This window comes from Siculibacillus lacustris, assembly GCF_004328075.1.
Taxonomy (GTDB): Bacteria; Pseudomonadota; Alphaproteobacteria; order Rhizobiales; family Ancalomicrobiaceae; genus Siculibacillus; species Siculibacillus lacustris.
Genome location: NZ_SJFN01000011.1, coordinates 69,731 through 88,450, shown reverse-complemented (window position 1 = coordinate 88,450; position 18,720 = coordinate 69,731). Strand labels below are relative to the sequence as shown.

General features: G+C 67.9%; 14 protein-coding genes. 9 read left to right on the top strand and 5 right to left on the bottom strand.

The window, feature by feature from the left end; translation table 11 throughout:
• The first annotated feature begins 190 nt into the window (after positions 1-190).
• Positions 191-847, top strand: coding sequence for an alpha/beta hydrolase (locus EYW49_RS09315; RefSeq protein WP_131308681.1), 657 nt, complete (start codon positions 191-193; stop codon positions 845-847).
• 158 nt (positions 848-1,005) lie between these two features.
• Positions 1,006-1,815 (top strand): 4-hydroxy-tetrahydrodipicolinate reductase, encoded by an 810-nt coding sequence (dapB, locus tag EYW49_RS09310; RefSeq protein ID WP_131308678.1) that lies wholly within the window; start codon positions 1,006-1,008, stop codon positions 1,813-1,815.
• Between the two features lie 3 nt (positions 1,816-1,818).
• Here the strand turns inward: dapB and EYW49_RS09305 are convergent, their stop codons facing one another.
• On the bottom strand, positions 1,819-2,946 hold the full coding sequence (locus tag EYW49_RS09305; protein ID WP_131308675.1) for an anhydro-N-acetylmuramic acid kinase: 1,128 nt from the start codon (positions 2,944-2,946) through the stop codon (positions 1,819-1,821).
• A 120-nt stretch (positions 2,947-3,066) separates the two neighbouring features.
• Here EYW49_RS09305 and tyrS point away from each other — a divergent pair, with 120 nt between their 5' ends.
• Positions 3,067-4,314 carry a tyrosine--tRNA ligase gene (gene tyrS / locus EYW49_RS09300; RefSeq protein WP_131308672.1) on the top strand — a complete coding sequence of 416 codons (1,248 nt, stop codon included), beginning with the start codon at positions 3,067-3,069 and terminating at the stop codon, positions 4,312-4,314.
• A 134-nt stretch (positions 4,315-4,448) separates the two neighbouring features.
• Here tyrS and EYW49_RS09295 read toward each other — a convergent pair whose 3' ends face one another.
• Positions 4,449-6,146 (bottom strand): methyl-accepting chemotaxis protein, encoded by a 1,698-nt coding sequence (locus EYW49_RS09295; RefSeq protein WP_165498194.1) that lies wholly within the window; start codon positions 6,144-6,146, stop codon positions 4,449-4,451.
• Positions 6,147-6,606: 460 nt separating this feature from the next.
• Between EYW49_RS09295 and EYW49_RS09290 the strand changes: the two genes are divergently transcribed.
• The 4 genes from EYW49_RS09290 (at position 6,607) to gltA (ending at position 13,463) form a co-directional block, all read left to right on the top strand.
• Positions 6,607-7,281: a GntR family transcriptional regulator gene (locus tag EYW49_RS09290; RefSeq protein WP_206365430.1), complete on the top strand. Its 675-nt coding sequence runs from the start codon at positions 6,607-6,609 to the stop codon at positions 7,279-7,281.
• 548 nt (positions 7,282-7,829) lie between these two features.
• Complete coding sequence (locus EYW49_RS09285; protein ID WP_131308666.1) at positions 7,830-8,804, top strand: 2-hydroxyacid dehydrogenase; 975 nt, start codon at positions 7,830-7,832, stop codon at positions 8,802-8,804.
• Between the two features lie 33 nt (positions 8,805-8,837).
• Positions 8,838-10,202, top strand: coding sequence for an MFS transporter (locus tag EYW49_RS09280; RefSeq protein ID WP_323052987.1), 1,365 nt, complete (start codon positions 8,838-8,840; stop codon positions 10,200-10,202).
• A 261-nt stretch (positions 10,203-10,463) separates the two neighbouring features.
• Positions 10,464-13,463 (top strand): NADPH-dependent glutamate synthase, encoded by a 3,000-nt coding sequence (gene gltA, locus EYW49_RS09275; protein WP_131308663.1) that lies wholly within the window; start codon positions 10,464-10,466, stop codon positions 13,461-13,463.
• A gap of 93 nt (positions 13,464-13,556) precedes the next feature.
• Here gltA and EYW49_RS09270 read toward each other — a convergent pair whose 3' ends face one another.
• Positions 13,557-13,949 (bottom strand): DUF4280 domain-containing protein, encoded by a 393-nt coding sequence (locus tag EYW49_RS09270; RefSeq protein WP_131308660.1) that lies wholly within the window; start codon positions 13,947-13,949, stop codon positions 13,557-13,559.
• 344 nt (positions 13,950-14,293) lie between these two features.
• Here EYW49_RS09270 and EYW49_RS09265 point away from each other — a divergent pair, with 344 nt between their 5' ends.
• Both EYW49_RS09265 and EYW49_RS09260 read left to right on the top strand, forming a co-directional pair.
• Positions 14,294-14,722 carry a hypothetical protein gene (locus tag EYW49_RS09265; RefSeq protein ID WP_131308657.1) on the top strand — a complete coding sequence of 143 codons (429 nt, stop codon included), beginning with the start codon at positions 14,294-14,296 and terminating at the stop codon, positions 14,720-14,722.
• Positions 14,723-15,115: 393 nt separating this feature from the next.
• Positions 15,116-15,379 (top strand): hypothetical protein, encoded by a 264-nt coding sequence (locus EYW49_RS09260; RefSeq protein WP_131308654.1) that lies wholly within the window; start codon positions 15,116-15,118, stop codon positions 15,377-15,379.
• Between the two features lie 286 nt (positions 15,380-15,665).
• Here EYW49_RS09260 and EYW49_RS09255 read toward each other — a convergent pair whose 3' ends face one another.
• On the bottom strand, positions 15,666-17,321 hold the full coding sequence (locus EYW49_RS09255; protein ID WP_131308651.1) for a methyl-accepting chemotaxis protein: 1,656 nt from the start codon (positions 17,319-17,321) through the stop codon (positions 15,666-15,668).
• Between the two features lie 785 nt (positions 17,322-18,106).
• Positions 18,107-18,712 carry a hypothetical protein gene (locus EYW49_RS09250; protein WP_131308648.1) on the bottom strand — a complete coding sequence of 202 codons (606 nt, stop codon included), beginning with the start codon at positions 18,710-18,712 and terminating at the stop codon, positions 18,107-18,109.
• Between the last annotated feature and the right edge of the window lie 8 nt (positions 18,713-18,720).

The following is an 18,720-nucleotide window of genomic DNA, read 5'->3' as shown; positions in this document are numbered from 1 at the left end:
CAGGCTCGGCTCGACGGAATTGCTTGAAAGTCGCCCCCCCGGTCATGCTAACAGTGGCGATCGGTCGGGCGGATGGCCCGACGCCACCACATACCCCAGGGGATGTGGCCGACGCGCCTGGGGTCGATCGGGGTCGATCGCCGCCACGAGGCCGACGTCCGGTCCTCCCGATCACAGGACGATCCTATCCATGCCCGAGGTGATCTTCAACGGACCGGCCGGTCGCATCGAAGGGCGATTCCAGCCCGCCAAGGTGCGCAACGCGCCGATCGCCCTGATCCTTCATCCCCACCCGCAGTTCGGCGGGACGATGAACAACCAGATCGCCTATCAGCTCTACTACATGTTCGCCAAGCGCGGCTTCGCGGTGCTGCGCTTCAACTTCCGCGGCGTCGGCCGCTCCCAGGGTGCCTTCGACCACGGCGCCGGCGAGCTGTCGGATGCGGCCTCGGCCCTCGACTGGGTCCAGACCATCCACCCCGACGCGCGCTCGTGCTGGATCGCCGGCTTCTCCTTCGGCGCCTGGATCGGTATGCAGCTCTTGATGCGCCGCCCGGAGATCGAGGGCTTCATCTCGATCGCCCCGCCGGCCAACCTCAACGACTTCTCGTTCCTCGCCCCGTGCCCGTCTTCCGGCCTGATCATCCACGGCGACATCGACAAGGTGGTGCCGATCAAGGACGTCCAGACCCTGGTCGATAAGCTGAAGACCCAGAAGGGCATCGTCATCGATCAGCGCATCATCGAAGGCGCCAACCACTTCTTCGAAGGCAAGGTCGACGAGTTGCTCGCCAACTGCGAGCAATATGTCGACATGCGGCTGGCGGCCAACGCCGAGAGCGCCTGACCGTCCCACCACCGTCCGTTTCGTCCGACGCCGGCGACCCACGCGGTCGCCGGCGTCGTCACATCAGCGCGACGTGATCGATCGGTGCGTCGAATTCGATGGCCGCCGTCGCCGCGCTGCGGCAGTCTCGGCGCAAATCAACCCTCGGGAGCCGTTCCATGAGCCTTCGCATCGTCGTCGCCGGCGCCACCGGCTGGGTCGGCCGCGCCCTGATCACCGCGATCGCCGCGGCCCCGGACCTCGAACTCGCCGCCGCGGTGTCGCGGGCCCGCGCCGGTGAGGACGCCGGCACGGTCGCCGGCGGCGCGCCCCTCGGCGTGGCCCTGGTCGGCAGCCTCGAGGAGGCGCTGACCGTGCCCTCCGACGTGGTGATCGACTACACCGCCCCGGACGCTGTCGCCGCCCATGTCCACGCCGCGCTCGCCGCCGGCCGCCACGTGGTGGTCGGCACGTCGGGTCTCGGCTCGGCCGACTACGGGGCGATCGACGCCGCCGCCCGCGCCGCAGGCCGCGGGGTGGTCGCCGCCGGCAATTTCTCGATCACCGCGACGCTGTTGAAGCGCTTCGCCCTCGAGGCGGCGCGCTGGGTCGACGACGTCGAAGTGATCGACTACGCCTCGCCGCGCAAGCCCGACACGCCGTCGGGCACGGCGCGCGAACTCGCCGAAGCGCTGTCCGAGGTGCGCCGCCCGGCCACCTCGCTGCCGCCCGAGACGCTGGCCGGCCTGCCCGCGACCCGCGGCGCGACGATCGCCGAGCCGACGCCGATCCAGGTCCATTCGCTGCGATTGCCGTCCTTCGTGCTGTCCTGCGAAGCGATCTTCGGCGCCCCCGACGAGCGGCTGGTGATCCGCCACGACGCCGGCTCCTCGCCGACGCCCTATGTCGCCGGGACGCTGCTCGCCGCCCGCCGGGTGGTCGAGCGGGTCGGGCTCACGCGGGGGCTCGATCCGCTGCTGGTCGGGTGATCCTCACCAGCGTGCCGATACCCCGCCGCGCATCGGATGCGGCACGCCGGTGGTGCGGGGGAAGCTCAGCGGCAGGCCTTCGAGATGGCGCACCGCCAGATGCGCGAAGGCCTGGGCCTCCAGGAAGTCGGTCGACCAGCCGACCGCGTCGGCGGTGGTGACGGCGGCGTCGGTGCGCGCGCGGATCATCGCCAGCAAGGTCGGATTGTGGGCGCCGCCGCCGGCGACGATCAGGCTCGCCGGCCGCGTCGGCAGGAGGTCGAGGCCGCGGGCGATCGCCGCCGCGGTGAAGGCGGTCAGCGTCGCCGCGCCGTCCTCGAGGGAGAGCCCGGCCACGGCGTCCGATCCGAAGGCCTTGCGGTCGAGCGACTTCGGCGCCGGCAGATGAAAGAACGGATCGGCGAGCAGGCGGGCGACGATCGCCTCGTCGACCCGGCCGGCGGCGGCGAAGCGGCCCTCGAAGTCCATCGCCCGGCCGGCCCGCGCCAGACACCAGTCGTCGATCGATCCGTTGCCGGGGCCGCAGTCGAAGGCGACGAGATCTTCGGCGGTCGGTTCCGCCCCGGCCGCGGTGCCGATCCAGGTGAGATTGGCGACGCCGCCGACGTTGAGCACGGCGATCGGCCGGTCGACCGCGAGCGAGGCGGCGAGCGCGGCGTGATAGATCGGCACGAAGGGCGCCCCCTCCCCGCCCGCCGCGACGTCCGCCGCGCGGAAGTCGTAGACCACCGGAATGCCGCTCGCCCGCGCCAGCGCCAAGCCGTCGCCGAGCTGGATGGTCAGATGCCGCTCGGGGGCGTGCAGCACGGTCTGGCCGTGAAAACCGACCACCGCGACGTCGGCGGCGGTCAGGCCGTTGTCGGAGAGGAAGGTCTTGACCGCATCGGCATGGGCGGCGGTGACGATCTCTTCGGCACGGCGCAGATCGTCGGGCCGCGCGGCGCGATCGGTCGCGGGGGCGGCGACCACCACGGCGCGGCGGATGGTCGCCCGCTCGCCGTCGCCGTAGGGGCGGAACAGAGTCGGGCCGAAGCCGGCGACCCGTCGCCCGTCGGTCTCGATCGCCGCGACGTCGACCCCGTCCATCGACGTGCCGCTCATCAGCCCGATCGCCACCCGTACGCCACTCATCCTCGATCTCCGTTCTTCGCCGCCGCCGATCCGCGCCCGGGGGTGCCATCCCGCGCCGCGAGATGCTATGAGCCGAAGCGAGGGGTCGCCCCCACCGCTCGTCCCAGGGTTTCGCCGATCATGACCGCATTCAAGTCCGATTTCCTACGCGTTCTGTCGGAACGCGGCTTCGTACACCAGATTTCCGATGCGGAAGGCCTCGATGCCGCCTGTGTCGCGGGTCCGATCACCGCCTATATCGGTTTCGACGCCACCGCCCCGAGCCTCCATGCCGGATCGCTGATCCAGATCATGATGCTCCACTGGCTCCAGGAGACCGGGCACCGGCCGATCGCCCTGATGGGCGGCGGCACGACGATGATCGGCGACCCGTCGTTCAAGGACGAGGCGCGCAAGCTCCTGACCGTCGAGGACATCGACGCCAATCTCGCCGGGATCAAGCGGGTCTTCGCCAAGTTCCTCGACTTCGACGGCGGCCGGTCGATCATGGCCAACAACGCCGACTGGCTGCGCAGCCTCAACTACGTCGAGTTCCTGCGCGACGTCGGCCGGCATTTCTCGGTCAACCGGATGCTGTCGTTCGATTCGGTGAAGCTCCGGCTCGACCGCGAACAGTCGCTGTCGTTCCTGGAATTCAACTACATGATCCTCCAGGCCTACGACTTCGTCGAGCTCTATCGCCGCCACGGCTGCATCCTGCAGATGGGCGGCTCCGATCAGTGGGGCAACATCGTCAACGGCATCGATCTCGGTCACCGCATGGAGGACGCCCAGTTCTATTGCCTGACGACGCCGCTGCTGACCACCTCGTCGGGCGCCAAGATGGGCAAGACCGCCTCGGGCGCGGTGTGGCTGGAGCCGGATCTGCTCGCCCCCTACGACTACTGGCAGTACTGGCGCAACACCGAGGACGCCGACGTCGGCCGCTTCCTCAAGCTCTACACCAAGCTGCCGATGACCGAGATCGCCCGGCTCGAGGCGCTCGGCGGCGCCGAGATCAACGACGCCAAGAAGATCTTGGCGACCGAGATCACCAGCCTGGTGCATGGCCGCCCGGCCGCCGAGGCCGCGGCCGAGACCGCGCGCAAGACCTTCGAGGAAGGGGCGCATGCCGCCGACCTGCCGTCGATCGAGGTGCCGCGCGGGGAACTCGCCGAGGGGCTCGGGGTGCTCGCCGCCTTCGTGCGCGCCGGCCTCGCCGCCTCCAACGGCGAAGCGCGGCGTCTGGTCACCGGCGGCGCGGTGAAGGTCAACGACCTCGCCGTCGCCGACGAAAAGCGCCGCCTGAGCCTCGACGATCTGACCGCCGACGGCACGATCAAGCTCTCGTCGGGCAAGAAGAAGCACGTGTTGCTGAAGCCGGTGTGAGCGGCGGGCCGCCACCGGCCCGACCCAGACACCCACTCTGAACGGGCGGGAGCGAGGATCGTGCGATCCTCGCTCCCGTTTCGTCATCCGGACGACCGACCCATCGACCGCGCGGGTCCGATCGGCCGATCTCCTCAGGCCGACTTCAGATCGACGACGAAGCTCTCGACCGTCCTCTGCAGTTCCGATGCCTGGGTCTCCAGACCACCCGACAGGGTCATCAGCTGCGTCGACGCGGTGCCGGTGGATTCCGCGGCTTGGCCGACGCCGGCGATGTTGCTGGTCACCTGGGCCGTACCTTGCGCGGCGCGCTGGCAGTTGTGGGCGATCTCGTCGGTCGCGGCCCCCTGCTCCTCGACCGCGCCGGCGATCGACGCGGCGATCGCCTTCATGCTGGAGATGGTCCGGACGATCTCGTCCATCGACTGCACCGTCGCTTGCGTCGCCTGCTGGATCTCGGCGACCTTCGACGAGATCTCGCCGGTGGCGCTGGTCGTCTGCGCCGCCAGCTGCTTCACTTCGGAGGCGACCACGGCGAAGCCCTTGCCGGCCTCGCCGGCGCGCGCGGCTTCGATCGTCGCGTTGAGGGCGAGCAGGTTGGTCTGGTCGGCGATGCCCTTGATCAGGTTGACCACGTCGCCGATCGCCGCGGCGGCGGTGGCGAGCGCGGCGATGCGCGAGTTGGAGGCTTCGGCCTCGGTGAAGGCGCTGTCGGCGACCTGGGCCGAATGGGTCACCTGACCGTTGATCTCGTGGACCGAGGCGGCGAGTTCCTCCGAGGAGGCGGCCACGGTCTGGACGTTGGTGGCGGCTTCTTCCGCAGCGGACGCCACCGCCTGCGCCTGGCGCGAGGTCTCCTCTGCCGTCACCGACAAATTCTTGGCGGCGTCGGCGACGTCGCCCGAGGAATGGGCGAAACCGGCGGCGAGCGCCTGCATGCGAGCGACGAAGGCGTCGGCGAGCTTCGCCCGCTTCGCCGTCATCTCCCGCGCCGCCGCGTCGGCCCGCGCCTGTTCGACGCGCGCAAGTTCGGCCGCGCCGAGCTGACCGCGCAGCACTTCGAGCGTCTTGGCGATGGCGCCGACCTCGTCGAGGCGCTCGGTGCCGTCGACGGCGGTCCCGAGGTCCCCGTGACCCATCGCGGCCATCGTGCCCATCATCCGACGGATCGGCACCACCAGGCGACCGCGCACCAGAACCACGGCGAGGCCGATCACCGACATGGTGCCGATGGCGATCAGAGCGATGGTCAGGGTCACGGCGAAGGTGACTTTCCGTTGGGCGACCGCGGACTCCGCCTCGAGGAATTTGGCGAGTTCGCCATAGACCTTGGCCGCCTGACCGAAGACCTCTTCGAGTGCCGGCGCGCAGGTGGACTGCATCGCCGCCGCCGCCTTGCCGACCGATGTCGCGTCGGTCGCCGCCCGCGAGAGCCGGATGGTCTCGCCGCAGGCGCCGTCCAGCGTCGACTCGAAAGAGCGGCCGACCGCGGCCATGGCAGTGCTTTGGATCGGGGCGAACTTCATGGCTTCGGCGATCCGGTCCTTGAACCCTTGCCGGGCCTCGGCGAAGGCCTTGGCGGCCGCGGCGTTGTCGGCGTCGGAGGTCGCCACGGCGTCACGGTAGATCGCCACTTCGGTCTGGTAGATCAGACGGCCGGCCCGCGCCAGCGCCAGCACCGCCTGGCTCGGTCCGTCGAGGAGCGCCACGTAGCTGCCGCTGATCGCCCGCATCTGCGATCCGGAATAGACCGCCCCGCCGAGACCCACGGTTGCGAGCAACAGAAGCAGGCTGACGACCTTCCAGATCATCGGCCAATTTTTGAACGACATCGAATTATTCCCCCGGACGCACATTCATTCGACGCGGCGTCGATGGCACGCTGGGAGCGCGGAATTAATTTTCGATTAACCAATCGCGATCACCCGAAATGAACCGGTTGAATTCGCATGAATTCGATCGAATGAACCGGCGAATTGTGCCTCTCGAGAGAATTTCAGACGCGAGATGCGTCGTCATGGGACGCGCTCTACGCAGAATGACCGAATTCCAACGAACAAATCATTCGGGAATACGCCGTCTTTATTACGCCGCGGAAGTCTTCTGTGAAGGCCATCGGGCGCGACCGACCGACCGGGGGGGACGAATCCTCCGGCATCACCGCGATGCCGAGATCGACCGCTGCGCGACCAAGTGGTCGGCCGCCCGAATGCTGCCCTGCAGCAACGAATTTCGGCCGGCCCGAGGAACTACCGATGGCGCAGACTGCTAAACTGCGATAGCAGTTTGGCCATGACGACGATGAAGCTGCCGCCCCTCCTCCAAGACGATCCGCCGACGCTCGCCGACCGGGCTTATCTCAGCCTGCGCGAGGCGATCGTCGAGGGCACGCTGGCCCCGGGCATGAAGCTCTCCGAGCGCGGCCTCGCCGCCATGCTCGGGGTCTCGCCGCAGCCGGTCCGCGAGGCGCTGCGACGCCTCGAGGGCGAGGGCATGGCCGAGTCGCGGCCGCGCAGCGGCACCTACGTCGCCGAACTGTCGATCGACCGTCTGCTCGAAATGGGCCGGATCCGCTCGGCGCTGGAAGGCGTCGCCGCCGGCATCGCCGCCCGCCGTCGCACCCCGATCGACATCGCCGCCCTGCGCGCCCGTCTGATCGCCGTGCAATCGGCATCGGCCTCCGGCGACGAACGCCGGCTGGCGGCGGTCAACGCCTCGCTCCACGAGACCCTGCACGCGATCACCGGCAACGCCCTGCTGATCCGCAGCCTCCAGGCGGTCAACGCCTACTACCACATCAGCACGCGGGTGATCCTCACCAGCAAATACGAGGTCTCCGCCTCGCTCGCCGAACATTCCGCCATCGTCGCCGCCGTCATCGACGGCGATCCCGAGACGGCCGAGGCGCTGATGCGCGCCCATACCGGCCGGTCGGTCGACGTGGCCGCCATCGAATTGGCGCGCTGATCCGCTTCGGCGGTCGGCGGCCATGGACGACGGATCGTAAGCGCCGCCGACGCGCGCGATCCCGCACTCGGACGATCGGCAGAGACGCGATGCACCGCCCCTCAGAGGTGGTCGTCGCGACCAGGGACGAAACACCGGGCCGCTCGGGGCATGTTCCCCGGATCGACCTCCAGAACGTGCCGGACATCCGGCGCCACGACCGCCGTTGCTCTTCGGAGGACCGGCGAAGCTGCCGCGTCGGCGATGCGGCGGCGGAAGACCACGCATGCCGCGACGATCCTGCCCGAGACGAGGAGAACTCCGCATGAAGACGTACGACGTCTGACGCGTATCGCGTCGCTCCTTCGGTCGCGACCCCTCCTCGCGAGGGCGTAACGACCGACCCCGACATGGCCCGTCCGTACCCGCTCGGCGTTTCGCCGCGCGCCGGTCGACGTGTGCCGTTTCGCCCCGAACCTGCCCTTGCCGCGCCCGCCGGATGCCTCGTCGCGCCCGCGTTCGTCGGCTCGTGCCCGCAATCCCGAGATACCCCCGAAGGAAGGAAACCGATGCCCGCCGAGATCGAGACCCCGAAGAAGCGTCGTCTGGTCGTCGCCCGCCGCGTCCCCGCGGCGGTCGCCGAGCGCGCCGCCCGCGACTACGACGCCCTGATCGCCGACCACGACCTCGACGTCGAGGAGGCCATCGCCGCAGTGATCGCCCACCGCGCCGACGCCATCCTGATCGGCCACAAGGTGGGGCTCACCGCCGCCCACATGTGGCGCCTGCCCGATCATCTCAAGATCATCGCCAACCCCAGCGCCGGCTTCGACCACATGGACGTCGCCGCCTGCAAGGCGCGCGGAATCGTCGTCACCAATGCGCCCGACGGCCTCACCGAATGCACCGCCGATCTCGCGGTCCTGCTGATCCTCGCCGCCTGCCGCCGGGCCGGCCCCAACGCCGAGGTGATGCGGACCGGGTGGCGCCGCAGCTTCGGCATGCCCGACAACCTCGGCAAGCGCGTCTCGGGATCGATCCTCGGCATCGCCGGGATGGGCCGTATCGGTCGCGCCGTCGCCCGCCGCGCCCGCGGCTTCGGCATGACCATCCACTACACCGACATCGCCCGGCTGCCGGCCGAGGTCGAAGAGGGAGCCGAGTTCCACGCCTCGCTCGCCGAGATGCTGCCGAACGTCGACATCCTCTCGCTGCACATGCCCGGCGGCAACGGCACGGTGATGACCGCCGAGATGTTCGCGCTGATGCGGCCCGGCTCGGTCTTCGTCAACGCCGCCCGCGGCTCGCTGGTCGACGAGGACGCCCTGATCGCCGCGCTGAGCTCCGGCCATCTGTCCGGCGCCGGCCTCGACGTCTATCGCAACGAGCCGGACTTCGACCTGCGCCTGCGCGACATGCCCAACATCTTCCTGACCCCGCACACCGCCTCCGCGACGGTCGAGACCCGCGACCGCATGGGCTTCGACGCGCTCGACAACATCGACGCCGTCCTCGCCGGACGCCCCGCCCTCAACCCCATCTGACGCACGTCGCCAGGCTCCTCGAAAGGTCCCATCATGACCGACATGACAGCCACCCCCGCCGTCGCGCTGACGGAGAAGAGAACGCGGGTCCGCATCTGGATCCTGATGTTGATCCTGTTCCTGTCGACCGTCGCCTATGCCGACCGGTCGATCCTGTCGATCTCAGGATCGGGCATCAAACAGCAGTTCGGCCTGTCGACCGTGCAGCTCGGCTACATCCTCTCGGCCTTCTCCTGGGCCTATGTGGTCGGGCAGATCCCCGGCGGGCTGATCCTCGATCGCTTCGGCACCAAGACCGTCTACGGCGTCACCCTGGCGCTGTGGTCGCTGTCGACCTTCCTGATGGGCTTCGTCGCCGAGTTCGGCGTCGGCGTCACCGGCGCGGTGACGGTGTTCTTCGTGCTGCGTCTGGCGCTCGGCCTGATCGAGGCGCCGAGCTTCCCGGCCAACGCCCGCGTCGCCGCCATGTGGTTCCCGAAGTCGGAGCGCGGGCGCGCCTCCTCGCTGTTCGCCTCGTCGCAGTATTTCGCGGTCGGCATCTTCTCGCCGCTGGCCGGCTGGCTGGTGTCGCAGTTCGGCTGGCAATGGCCGTTCTTCGTGCTCGGCGGCATCGGCTTCGCCGCCTTCTTCGTCTGGCAGAAGGTGATGGACACGCCGCGCCATCACCCCGGCGTCAGCCGCGCCGAACTCGCCTACATCATCGAAGGCGGGGCGCTGATCGACGTCGACGACGCCGGTGAACTGAAGAGCCGGACCCGGGTGAGCTGGCCGCTGGTCAAGAGCCTGCTCAACAACCGCATGCTGTGGTGCGCCTACATCGGTCAGTACTGCGCGGTGGCGCTGAGCTACTTCTTCATCACCTGGTTCCCGATCTATCTGGTCCAGGCCCGCGGCATGTCGATCCTCAACGCCGGCTTCGCCACCGTCGCCCCGTCGCTGTTCGGCTTCCTCGGCGGGATCTCCGGCGGCATCATCTCCGACTGGCTGATCAAGCAGGGCTGGTCGGTGTCCTGGGCCCGCAAGACCCCCTACATCGTCGGCATGCTGGTCGCCGGCACCCTGGTGCTCGCCGCCGTCTCCGACAGCAACGTCATGGTCATCGCGCTGATGTCCTTCGCCTTCTACGGCAAGGGCGTGGCGGCCGGCGCCGGCACCTGGGCGGTGGTCTCCGACACCGCACCGAAGGACGCCATCGGGCTGGCCGGTTCGATCTTCAACTGCGTCGGCAACATCGCCGGCATCGTCACCCCGATCGTGTTCGGCTACATCGTCGCCGCGACCGGCGGCTACGGCGCCGGGCTGTTCTTCGTCGGCGCCCACTGCATCGTCGCGGCGTTCCTGTTCCTCTTCGTGATGGGCAAGATCGAACGCGTCGGCGGCGAAGCCAAGGTCGCCTGACGCCTCCGATCACGGCCGACGACGGGGCCTCGGCCTCGCCGTCGGCGACCGTCTCGCCGAACCGCCGGCGACGCGGCGCGACGACGGGTCGCGGGGGCGGCCATCGCTTCGGCGCGACGAACCGAATACGCACGCCTACGGACGGTGCCCATCTGTGTCGCACCGAAGCGCCGAGACGAGTAATCATCGAGCGTTCCGACCGCGGCCCTCGCCGCGATCTCACGTCCGGGCCGACACCGCGACGAACTGCAGGGGAAGTCGATGTATCCGATCGTCCGCCGTGAACAATTTTCCGAGACCTCGTTTCTCTGGGAGGTTCTCGCCCCCGACGTCGCCCGTGCCGCGCAGCCCGGCCATTTCGTCATGGCCCGGCTCTACGACGGCGGCGAGCGTATTCCGCTGACCGTCGCCGACTACGACCGCGACAAGGGCACCGTCACCATCGTCGTCCAGGCGCTGGGCAAGACCACCCGGGAGATGCGCGACGACTACCGCGAGGGCGACGACTTCGACGATTTCGTCGGGCCGCTCGGCCTGCCGCAGCACGTCGCCAAGGTCGGCCACGTGGTGCTGGTCGGCGGCGGCCTCGGCGTCGCGCCGGTGTTCCCGCAACTGCGCGCCTTCAAGGCGGCCGGCAATCGCACCACCTCGATCATGGGCTTCCGCAACCGCGATCTGGTGTTCTGGGAGGACCGCTTCCGCGCCGAGAGCGACGAGCTGATCCTGTGCACCGACGACGGCAGCTACGGCCGTCCGGGCTTCGTCACCGACGCGCTGAAGGACGTGCTCGAGCGCGATCCGCCGGATCTGGTGATCGCCATCGGCCCCTTGCCGATGATGCACGCCTGCGTCGAGGTCACCCGCGCCTTCGGCGTCAAGACCATGGTGTCGCTCAACACCATCATGGTCGACGGCACCGGCATGTGCGGCTCCTGCCGCGTCACGGTCGCCGGCGCGGTCAAGTTCGCCTGCGTCGACGGCCCCGACTTCGACGGCCATGCGGTCGACTTCGTCGAGTTGAAGGCGCGCCAGAAGCGCTTCAAGACCGAGGAAGACGCGGCCAACGCCGATTACGCCCACGTCTGCAATCTCGAGAAGCAGCTGATCGGCGAGGGCAAGCGGCCGTTCCGCAAGATCACCCAGATCGCCCCGCATCAGCATCCGATGCCGGAGCGCAATCCGGCCGAGCGCGCGACCAACTTCAAGGAGGTCAACCTCGGCTACAGCATGGAAGACGCCTATGCCGAGGCCGAGCGCTGCATGCAGTGCCGCAATCCGACCTGCGTCGCCGGCTGCCCGGTCGGCATCGACATCCCCGGCTTCATCCGCAACCTGCTGGTCCGCGATCTCGAATCGGCGATCGCGACGATCTACGAATCGTCGATCTTCCCGTCGATCTGCGGCCGCGTCTGCCCGCAGGAGAGCCAGTGCGAAGCGCAGTGCGTGATCGGCCGCAAGCTCGAGCCGGTGGCGATCGGTCGGCTCGAACGCTTCGTCGGCGACCATGCCCGTCCGCCCAAGGCGCGTCCGCCGATCGGTGCCGGACGCCTCGGCAAGGTGGCGGTGGTCGGCTCCGGCCCCGGCGGCCTGGGGGCTGCGGCCGATCTCGCCCGCTTCGGCGCCGAGGTCACGGTCTACGAGGCCCTGCACGTGGTCGGCGGGGTGCTGCGCTACGGCATTCCGTCGTTCCGCCTGCCGCGCGACATCATCGACCGCGAGGTCGAGCGGCTGAAGGACGTCGGCGTCCACTTCGAGACCAACAAGGTCATCGGCAAGACCTTCACCGTGCCGCAGCTGATGGAGGAGAAGGGCTTCGACGCGGTGTTCGTCGCCGCCGGCGCCGGGGCGCCGTCGTTCCTCGGCATTCCCGGCGAACACGCCGGCCGGGTCTATTCGGCCAACGAGTTCCTGACCCGCGTCAATCTGATGGGCGGCGACCGCTTCCCGTTCCTCGACACGCCGATCAGCGTCGGCAAGAGCGTCGTGGTGATCGGCGCCGGCAACACCGCGATGGACTGCCTGCGCGTCTCCAAGCGGCTCGGGGTGCCGACCGTGCGCTGCGTCTACCGCCGCTCGGAAGCGGAGGCGCCGGCGCGTATCGAGGAACTGCGCCACGCCAAGGAAGAGGGCATCGATTTCCACTTCCTGCATTCGCCGGTGGAGATCCGGGTCGATGCCGAGGGCGAGGTCCGCGGCATGCGCGTCCAGAGGATGGAACTCGGCGAGCCCGACGAGAAGGGCCGGCGCAAGCCGATCCCGGTCGACGAATTCGTCGAGCTCGACTGCGACACGGTGATCTACGCGCTGGGCACCAACGCCAACCCGATCATCGGTCAGGCGACGCCGGGGCTCGGCCTCAACAAATGGGGCTACATCGTCGCCGACGACGAGACCCAGGCGACCACCCTCCCCGGCGTCTTCGCCGGCGGCGACATCGTCACCGGCGGCGCCACCGTCATTCTGGCGATGGGCGCCGGGCGGCGCGCCGCCAAGGCGATCACCACTTGGCTCGAGGGCGGCAAGTCGGTGTGGCCGATCCGCGCCGAACACGTCGCCGCGCGCTTCGGCAAACCGGCCGAAGACGAGGAGGAGGAGGACGCCGAGGCCCCGACGGAGGCGGCGGTCGCAGCTCTCTGCCCCAAGTGCCATCGGCCGCTCGAAGGCACCGAGAGCTACATCTGCTGCGCCGAAGAGACGCTGGAATGGCGCTGCCAGGACTGCGGCAAGGTCTCGGAAGGCTTCGCCTTCCCCTATGGCTCCTGCCCGCACTGCGGCGGCCGGCTCGACGTGCGCTCGCCCCGCATCGCCGAGAACGCCGAGGCGATCACGGCGATCCGAACCGCCTTCGAGATCGAACTGGGCGGCCGGGCCTTCTATCGCCGTGCCGCCGAACGCTCCGCCGATCCGATCCTGAAGGACCTTTTCTTCCGCTTCGCCGACATGGAAGACGAGCACATGCGGACGCTGTCGCGCCGCTATCACGCCACCGTGCCGGAGAGTTCCGACACGTTGAAGCTCGAGGTCCTCTCGCTCTACAGCGGCGTGGCCGGCTCGCCGGACGATCCGGCGATGCTGTTCCAGACGGCGATCGGCCTCGAGAAGCGGGCGGTGGCGTTCTTCGCCGAGCGCAGCGCGGCGGCCCCGCAAGGCGCGCCGGAGCATCAGCTCTACCTCGAGCTGGCGGCGGAGGAACGCGAACACGTCGATCTGCTGACCACCGAATTTGCCCGCTGGAAGGCCGGCAAACCCGGGCTGCTGTGACGCCGGCGGTCCGCAGCGAGACGACAGGCGTGCGGCCGAGCCCGGGCTCGGCCGCCGCATCGCGATTCGAACGGTCGTGATCCGGCGTGGCGTTCAGGGCACCAGCGTGTGGGTGGTCGCGGCGAAGGCGATGGTGATGACGCCGCCCCAGGTGCACATGCAGACCGAGGGCTGATCGAGCACCGGCACCGGTCCGAGATTGACGGTGACGCCGCCCGGCGTCCACGGCGACGGCGTGACCGGGATGCAGGGCATCGGCGTCAGCACCCCCAAGGCGGCGGTCGTCGCGGCGGCCACGGCCGGATTGCTCGGCGTCATGCACACGCCGAAGGGCATGATGTTCACCATCGGAACGTGGTCGTTGATGTTGGCCCCCGGCGGGCCTTCGACCAACACCCGGTTGACCGGCAGGACCACCAGCGACGACGGCGCCGCGCCGAACGAACACATGAGCATCGCACCATGGGTGACTTCGGGTACCGGCACGGCCAAACCTCCCCGTTCCACGATCGGCGGCGAAGGGAACCCGCCCCGGTGATCGTCGCCGTGTGATTGAAACACGGGCTTTTCCTGATGTCCAACCGAGGATGACGGCCGAACACGGCGAGACCTGGGCGAGCGCGCGCCCTGCGGGCAGGTATCTGCAGCGCCCGCGCGCGACGATTCCGGCGGCGCGACGGTCGATCGAACCCCGGGCGGCGGCGCGATCGCGCGAAACCAAGATGGTTCCCAGATCAATTCGCGCGTCCCGACAGTCGCTTTCATGAAAACGAAAGTCTTTGAATCGATATTGATCGATATCTCCCGTGGCGGATCGAGGAATCGTGCAGATGCAGTCTACCGCCCCGCGTCCCGTCGGTTCCCCGCCCCCCAAGGCCACGCGTCCTGCCGGACATTCGGAAGGCTCGGCGAAGGCGCAATCGAAGGTGCGGCGCGACAAGCCGGGCGTCGGACCGTGGCCGGCGGTGATCGTGGCGGCCTGTCTGGCGGTGGCCATGACGGGGGCGGTGCTCTTCTACGGCCCGGCCGGCGATCCCGGAACGAAAGCGAGCGGTGCACAGACCGCGCAGGCCGAACCGGACACGATCCTCTATCGATCCGATGGGGCGGGACGGCTCCTGAAGATGGAACTCGGTCAGAAGTCGACGCGGATCCAGGGCACCGTGGACCGCAACGACGTGCCGATGGCGGCCCAGTTCGGCAAGCCCGGCCTCGCCTCGGTCGACCGCGTCAACGCCATCGGCGGCGCCTTCCACTGAGTGCCCCCGGTCGACCCGCCTCGCGGGTTACGCACCTCCGTCACCGTCGGCGAACCCCGTCCCGACGCCCGTCGACCGTCTCCGGCCGGCTCCAGGTGTCGCGAGACCTCGCCGCCACGAGTTCCTGACCTCTTCCCCGTCGGCTCGCCCGGTTCGCTCGCCGCGGCCAGCGCCACGCCGCCGCGGGCCGGACGCGCCGACGCGGCATCGATCGGCCGTCTCCCGATTCGCCGGCACCCAGATCGGGCGAGAGAAAGTCGTGAAGTTACCGAATCGTTAATATTCTGTTCGAATCAGCAAAATTGATGTATTCGTTGGCCGTACTCAATTCGGCACCTGCACGGGTGCTCGTCTTCGGCACCCGTGAGGTCGGCCGGACGGGAGGATGGAGCCATGTCAGCCAAGATCGTTTTCGACGAATCCGGCGAAGTGCCGGCTTGTATGGTGTGGGGTCCGTCCTTTGCCGATGGCAAGGACGACGACTTCATGACCTGTGATCCCGAAGGGGGCTACGCGCGGATCTTCCTCGACGCGCAGGCCGGTGGTCGTCTGCCCTGGCATTGGCACGTCAGCGGCGCGATCGTCGTCCGCGACGGCTTCGCCGCGACCGCGCGCGACGCGGCCCTGGCGGCCGAAGCGGCCATGGCGCGGCACTGAGAGACCGAGCCCCGCGGCCGCCGGCCTCGGCACCGCCGACCGCGACGAGGACGGATGCGCACGCCGCGACGGGATCGGACCGCCACGCGATACGATCGCCCTCGGCGTCGGGGCCGGTGGTGGTTGCCGATCCCAACGGCAGAACCCGCCCGGCGATCGGCAGCGAAACCCACGAGCGCCCCTCCGCAGCCGTCGCCGCGAATTCGAACGCCCCGGAGATCCTCCGGGGCGTTTCGGTATCGTCGACTCCGACCGGGGTCCGATCGGGCCGGATCGGGCGTTCGGATCAGGCCGCAGCGAAATCCTTGACGAAGCTCTCGACCACATGCCGGAGGTCGACCGCCTGTCCCGAAAGCCCCGTCGACAGCGTCATCAACTGGGTCGAGGCGGTCCCGGTCATTTCCGCCGCGTGACCGACGCCGGAGATGTTCTCGGTGACCTGCTGCGTCCCGCTCGCCGCCTGTTGGCAGTTGCGGGCGATTTCGGCGGTCGCCGCGCCCTGTTCTTCGACGGCTCCTGCGATCGCCGACGAGATCTGCTTGATGTCGGCGACGACCCGGACGATTTCGCTCATCGAGGCGACGCTCTCGCCGGTCGCCTTCTGGATCTCCTGGACCTTGGCTCCGATCTCGCCGGTCGCCTTCGACGTCTGGTCGGCGAGTTGCTTGACCTCGGCGGCGACGACGGCGAAGCCCTTTCCGGCCTCGCCCGCGCGCGCCGCCTCGATCGTCGCATTGAGCGCGAGGAGATTGGTCTGTGCGGCGATGTTGGAAATCAGGTTGACGACGTCGCCGATCGCCGAGGCCGCCGTGGCGAGCGCTCCGATGCGAACGTTCGAGGTCTCGGCTTCCGAGAAGGCGGTATCGGCGACCCGTGCCGAGTGGCCGACTTGGGAGCCGATCTCGCGCACCGAAGCAGCCATTTCTTCGGACGCCGCCGAGACGGTCTGGACGTTGGAGGCCGCCTGTTCGGCCGCCGCGGCGACCGACTGCGCCTGTCGCGAGGTTTCTTCCGCCGTGGCCGAGAGGTTCTTGGCGGCGTCGGCGACTTCGCCCGACGATTGAGCAAAGCCGCTGGCGAGCCCCTGCATCCGCCCGACGAAGTCGGAGGCGAGCTTCTCGCGCCGGGCGAGTGCCTGCCGCTCGGCCGCTTCGCGCGCCGCCTGCTCCTTCCGGGTCTGCTCGGCCGCCGCCAAGCCGTCGCGGAAGGCGAGGAGCGCGTTGCTCATCAGGCCGATTTCGTCCTTTCGCTCGGTCCCGGAGATCGCAGCCGCATAGTCGCCGCTGCGCAGCCGGTCCATGATGCCGACGGTGGTGCGGATCGGGGCGGCGACGAGTTTGTTCAACGCCAAAGCCGCCCCGATCGCCAAGACCAGACCGGCGACGATCGACAGGACGACCGAATAGACGATGGTCGATTGAGCCGACGCCATGGCGTCGCTGCGGGCGCCGAGGAGCGAGGACTCGGCGTTCTTGACCTCGGCGACGCCGGCGCGAATCTGATCGAAGTTCTTCTTGCCCTTGCCGGAGCGCTCGATCTCGCGCGCCGCGTCTTCCGAGCCCGGCTTGTTCATCAGATCGATCGCGGTGTGGGCGACGGTGCGCTGCCACTCGTCGACTTCCCTGCGGATCTCGTCGAGCCGCGTCTGCTGAGCCGGATTGTCGCTCGTCAGGGACTTCATCTTGCTCCAGGACTCGCCGAAGGTCTTCTCGCCAGCTCGCAGCGGGTCGAGGTTGGCGTCCTTGCCGGTGATCAGAAAGCCGCGCAGGCCGGTTTCCTGATCGACCATCGACGCCATCATGCGGTCGGTCTGTTCCAAGACCTGATAGGTGTGGACCGTCCACCCGACGTTCTTTTCCACATTCGTATTGGAATAGAGAACGGCACCGCCGGTGACGATGTTGGCGGCGAGGACGAGCCCGAAGGCGGACAAGATCTTCATGGCGATTGAAATGTTGTTGATAGACACTTATTGTTTCCCCAAGGTAATGATGTTCGGAGTACTTCCGTGCTTCGACATCGCCCCGGTTGTCAATCGGTTCGATCGCTCATCACGCAGAATAATGTGCGTGCTTCGTGGTAAACTTTTCATAAATTCGAAATTTATTGTGCTCTGCACGGTGGAATAAGTTGTGCGGGTGCTCATGTAAGCAGGTGTATTTCAGCCGAGTTCAAATCTGGCGTGGTACTCGTTCGCAACTCGGACGTCTATCCCGACGGCAATGGGGGCGATCGCGTCGGCTCGAAGTCGCCACCGATGCTGGTGCGACTTCACAATATTGTCGATATCGAAATTTCGCCCCGCTGCGCCGAAGGTCGGCGCGTCGGCGCCCCGTGCAGGTCGGCCTCCGATCAACCCCACCCCGCCCCGGGGACGTCCGCCGGCCGAGCCGATGCGCGATCGGCGACCCCCGCGCCGTGACGCCCGAGCCGCGCTGCGAAGCCGGACAAGGACGCGCGTTCGACGTCGGGGATGAGCCCCCTCGGCACGCGGCGAGCGCCTCGGGCGCCGGGCGGCGCCAACCGGCGGAAGATGCGGGTGGCGAGGTCGGCGGCGGCGGCGAGGTCTCGACCACCGGCAGCAGTCCGAGCCTCCGAACCGCGGCGAGCGACCACGGGAGGTTCGGAGAAACCGATGGGATCCTTCTACGGCCCCGAAGATCGATCGCGAGGACTACAGGACATCGACGGAATCGACCGCGATCATAAATATAAAATCGTATTATGCTAATTTCCGCCAGATCGAATCCACTTTTCTATTCCATCATTGAACCACATATACATAGGCATTGCTTTTTCTTCGATCTTTTTATTGACTTCCTTGCTTATCCCGCATTGTTCGTCCATCTTGTATACATCATAACCAAGGCTTCCAACTTCAACAAGGGAGGCTCCGAGCGTCGGTTCGGCGGCCAGAAGCGCTCCTGATGCCTTCAAGACGCCGATTCCCACCACGCCGACCGAGATCGCGCAACTGTGCTTGCTGTCCTTGTCCATGATCTTCCCAATTCCAACTCCAAATTGACCTGACAATTGAGCTATCTTCAAAGGATTGAGTTTCAAACCGGACCGCCCGATCTCGTAGACCACGGTAAAATGATCGGACAACCCGTCAGCCAAATGTTCCGATTGAGGACTGATCTGACCCGCACTGATCACACCGATCTTGAGGGCCTCGGCTCCACCTTTCTTGACTATGCTATGAAAAAATTCGTATTTGTCCGACTCCTTCAATAAATTCTTCACAGCTTCGGTGCCGATTTTACCACCAGAACTCATCAATACTTCGCCAATTGATTTCTGCTTTTTTGAACCATCACTTGCCTCTGCCATGACCGTCT

What these genes read in the sequence shown, in the direction of transcription:
- EYW49_RS09280 (WP_323052987.1), top strand. Translation starts at nt 8,838, where the DNA reads ATGACCGACATGACAGCCACCCCCGCCGTCGCGCTGACGGAGAAGAGA.
- EYW49_RS09255 (WP_131308651.1), bottom strand. Translation starts at nt 17,321, where the DNA reads ATGAAGATCTTGTCCGCCTTCGGGCTCGTCCTCGCCGCCAACATCGTC.
- EYW49_RS09290 (WP_206365430.1), top strand. Translation starts at nt 6,607, where the DNA reads ATGACGACGATGAAGCTGCCGCCCCTCCTCCAAGACGATCCGCCGACG.
- EYW49_RS09285 (WP_131308666.1), top strand. Translation starts at nt 7,830, where the DNA reads ATGCCCGCCGAGATCGAGACCCCGAAGAAGCGTCGTCTGGTCGTCGCC.
- EYW49_RS09315 (WP_131308681.1), top strand. Translation starts at nt 191, where the DNA reads ATGCCCGAGGTGATCTTCAACGGACCGGCCGGTCGCATCGAAGGGCGA.
- EYW49_RS09305 (WP_131308675.1), bottom strand. Translation starts at nt 2,946, where the DNA reads ATGAGTGGCGTACGGGTGGCGATCGGGCTGATGAGCGGCACGTCGATG.
- EYW49_RS09265 (WP_131308657.1), top strand. Translation starts at nt 14,294, where the DNA reads ATGCAGTCTACCGCCCCGCGTCCCGTCGGTTCCCCGCCCCCCAAGGCC.
- dapB (WP_131308678.1), top strand. Translation starts at nt 1,006, where the DNA reads ATGAGCCTTCGCATCGTCGTCGCCGGCGCCACCGGCTGGGTCGGCCGC.
- EYW49_RS09250 (WP_131308648.1), bottom strand. Translation starts at nt 18,712, where the DNA reads ATGGCAGAGGCAAGTGATGGTTCAAAAAAGCAGAAATCAATTGGCGAA.
- EYW49_RS09260 (WP_131308654.1), top strand. Translation starts at nt 15,116, where the DNA reads ATGTCAGCCAAGATCGTTTTCGACGAATCCGGCGAAGTGCCGGCTTGT.
- gltA (WP_131308663.1), top strand. Translation starts at nt 10,464, where the DNA reads ATGTATCCGATCGTCCGCCGTGAACAATTTTCCGAGACCTCGTTTCTC.
- tyrS (WP_131308672.1), top strand. Translation starts at nt 3,067, where the DNA reads ATGACCGCATTCAAGTCCGATTTCCTACGCGTTCTGTCGGAACGCGGC.
- EYW49_RS09295 (WP_165498194.1), bottom strand. Translation starts at nt 6,146, where the DNA reads ATGTCGTTCAAAAATTGGCCGATGATCTGGAAGGTCGTCAGCCTGCTT.